The sequence below is a fragment of the Microbacterium sp. BF1 genome (assembly GCF_019279095.1).
Taxonomy (GTDB): domain Bacteria; phylum Actinomycetota; class Actinomycetes; order Actinomycetales; family Microbacteriaceae; genus Microbacterium; species Microbacterium maritypicum.
The window spans coordinates 1-3,077 of record NZ_JAGYWT010000295.1 but is presented as its reverse complement, the minus strand read 5'-3'; the positions used below and the strand labels follow the sequence as shown (position 1 = coordinate 3,077).

The following is a 3,077-nucleotide window of genomic DNA, read 5'->3' as shown; positions in this document are numbered from 1 at the left end:
GCGACCCAGGTGCTCGAGCCGTACTCCCTCGACGTGATCGCCGGCGCGGGGCTCGACTTCATCACGATCATGACCCCGGACGGCACGCGGATCACCCACCCCGACGCCGATCTGGTCGGCGTCGGGGTGGGACGCGATGGTGACGCCGCGCGTCTGATCAGAGCAGCGTGGCGAGCCAGCGCAGCGCCGGAACCGCCTGCGCGCGCTGGAAGGCGCGAAGGCCAGGGAGCTGCGGAATCTCCGGTTGTGTCTGCTGGTACCAGAGGAACGACGCGAACGCGGAGATCACGGGGAGCAACTCGATCTGCGACGGCGCATGGTGGTCTTCGAAGACAGCCCACGCCTCTTCGCAGGTCGGCCCACCCGACGCCTCGATGCTCGGCAGCAGACAGGGCAGGTCGACCCACGCAGCGCCCCTGGATGCATGCGGCCAGTCGAGCAGGTGCGCTCGTGCACCGCTGATGAGGATGTTGTCCGCCCGCACGTCGTCATGCACGATGACGTCGCCGTGCAGGGCGTCGCTGAGGCCCTCCTCGATCCGCAGGAGCTGCGGCATCCGCGCCGGCAGATCGTGGGGCAGAGCCTCGAGGAGACGGGGATCCCCGGCTATCTCCGTCCACCGGGCGAAGCCGGGGATCATGCGGTCTTCCGCTCGCGGCATCTCCGACGGCGCGGCGGTGGTCGAGAGCGCTCGCAGGGCCTGAGCCACGGCGTGCAGATCTTCGACCGTCCACGGTCGACCGGGGTGGTGTCCGTCGATCGCCTCGATGACGAGTGCGGCACCCGCGGCGTCGTCGAAGGCGGCGAGGAGGCGCGGAGCGACCGAAGAGGGCAGGTCGACGAGCGTGCGCATCTCCTCGCGGAGGAAGTGCAGCGAGTCCGCATGCCAGTCGGCACCGCAGGCCTTGACGAAGGCATGACCCGCCGTGGTCGTCACGACGCCCGCATAGGAGGCGCTGAAGCCGCCGTGTGCGGGCCGGTCGGTCACGAAGTCGCCCCGATCGCCCCGACGATCTGTGCGCGTACCGACGGAGGAAGCGCCGTCCAGGCGGGCCGGAGGCGATCAGCTCCGGTGTTCATCGTGCGGTGCCCTCCGTGTCGGGATCGACCCGGCGGTGGGAGAGCAGCCAGTCGTAGAACTCGGGGTTCGCGTACGTCTCGGTCCAGGAATCGTGACCGACGCCCGCATATCGCGTGAACCGCACGTCGGCGTCGAGCGACTGGAGCTCGGTCACGATCTGCTCCGTGGCGGAGATCGGCACGACATCGTCGGCGTCGCCGTGGAACGCCCAGACGGGCAGGCTGCGCACAGGCGCGGCGCTCTGCATCCACAGTCCGCCGCAGATGGGTGCGATCGCGGCGAACCGCTCCGGATAGCGCACCGCCAGACTCCAGGTCCCGAACCCGCCCATGCTGAGTCCGGTCACCGATATGCGCGCCGGGTCGATGCGGTGCGCCGCGATGACCTCGTCAAGCAGTGCGGACAGCGTCGAGACCTCGGCGACCCACTGACTCGACTCCGCGCACTGGGGTGTGACGAGCACGAAGGGGAACTCGCGGCCGGCATCCGCCAGCATCGGGGGGCCGTGCACGGCGGCGAGGTCGATGTCGGAACCTCGTTCTCCGGCACCGTGCAAGAACAGTACGAGGGGCCAGAGCTTCTCCCGATCGGCGTCGTAGTCGTCCGGCAGATGGACCAGGTAGCGCAAGGCGTCGGCCGGTGTCGGCTCGCCGTCGCGCACGTGCGAGGAGAGCCGTGCAGGAGCGATGTGTCGTGATCTGCGCATTCCTCCATCCTGCGCCACCCGCGCCGTTCGATAGAATGGACGACGCGCTGAGCGCGAGCTCACGCGGATACGACGAGCGGAGACTTATGTCCGGGCATTCCAAGTGGGCGACCACGAAGCACAAGAAGGCCATTATCGACTCCAGGCGCGCGAAGTCCTGGGCCAAGCTCATCAAGAACATCGAGGTCGCCGCGAAGCTCGGCGGACCTGACCTGGCGGGCAACCCGACGCTCTTCGACGCGGTGCAGAAGGCGAAGAAGACCTCTGTCCCGAAGGACAACATCGATCGCGCGGTGAAGCGCGGCGCAGGTATCGGCGGCGAAGCCGTCGAGTACCTCTCGATCATGTACGAAGGCTATGGGCCCAACGGTGTCGCGCTCATGATCGAGTGTCTGACCGACAACAAGAACCGCGCGGCCGCCGAGGTGCGCACGGCTCTCAGCCGCAACGGCGGCACGCTGGCCGACCCGGGCAGCGTGGCCTACAACTTCAGCCGCAAGGGCGTCATCGTCGTCGGCTCCGAGGGCACCTCAGAGGACGACGTCATGATGGCGGCGCTCGAGGCGGGTGCCGAGGAGATCGAGCCGCACGCCGAGGGCTTCGAGGTCATCACCGAAGCGACCGACCTCGTGGCCGTGCGCAGCGCGCTCCAGGAAGCGGGGATCGACTACGAATCGGCCGACGTCGAGTTCGTCCCGAACCTCAAGGTCGAGATCGACGCCGACACGGCGCGCAAGATCTTCCGTCTGATCGACGCCCTGGAAGACAGCGAAGACGTGCAGAACGTGTTCACCAACTTCGATCTGACCCCCGAGGTCCAGGCCGAACTGGAGAACGACGAGGCGTAGGCGCGCCGAGCGGCCGGTGTCGGTCCTGCGGCCTAGCCTGGGGGAGTGACCTCCTCTCTGCGTGTGCTCGGCATCGATCCAGGGCTCACCCGGTGTGGTGTCGGCGTCGTCGACGTCGACGGCTCGCGTCGCGGGACTCTGGTGCACGTCGGCGTGATCAGGTCATCGCCGGACGCGGAGATCGGTGATCGTCTGTCGATCGTCGCCGCCGGCATCCGCGCCGTGATCGCCGAGCACCGTCCGCACGCGGTGGCCGTCGAGCGCGTGTTCGCACAGCAGAACACCCACTCGGTCATGGGAACGGCGCAGGCCAGTGGCGTCGCGCTGCTGATCGCCTCCGAGTCGGGGCTGCCTGCCGCCACCCATACCCCGAGCGAGGTCAAGGCGGCGGTGACGGGATACGGCGCTGCAGACAAGCGACAGGTGCAGACCATGATCGCGC

4 protein-coding genes are annotated in these 3,077 nt (G+C 68.3%); 2 read left to right on the top strand and 2 right to left on the bottom strand.

All coding sequences use genetic code 11. The features are described 5' to 3' along the window. Positions 1-157 precede the first annotated feature (157 nt). Together KZA10_RS10810 and KZA10_RS10805 are read right to left on the bottom strand one after the other, a co-directional pair. Positions 158-988 (bottom strand): phosphotransferase, encoded by an 831-nt coding sequence (locus tag KZA10_RS10810; protein ID WP_308289648.1) that lies wholly within the window; start codon positions 986-988, stop codon positions 158-160. Positions 989-1,076: 88 nt separating this feature from the next. Next, entirely contained in the window at positions 1,077-1,787 is a 711-nt protein-coding gene (locus KZA10_RS10805) for a dienelactone hydrolase family protein (RefSeq protein WP_218682884.1), read from the bottom strand. 86 nt (positions 1,788-1,873) lie between these two features. On the opposite strand from KZA10_RS10805, the gene KZA10_RS10800 reads away from it, so the two are divergent. Then, positions 1,874-2,635 (top strand): YebC/PmpR family DNA-binding transcriptional regulator, encoded by a 762-nt coding sequence (locus KZA10_RS10800; RefSeq protein ID WP_017830533.1) that lies wholly within the window; start codon positions 1,874-1,876, stop codon positions 2,633-2,635. Positions 2,636-2,680: 45 nt separating this feature from the next. Next, on the top strand, positions 2,681-3,077 hold a 397-nt coding region (locus KZA10_RS10795), incomplete at its 3' end, for a crossover junction endodeoxyribonuclease RuvC (protein WP_218682883.1).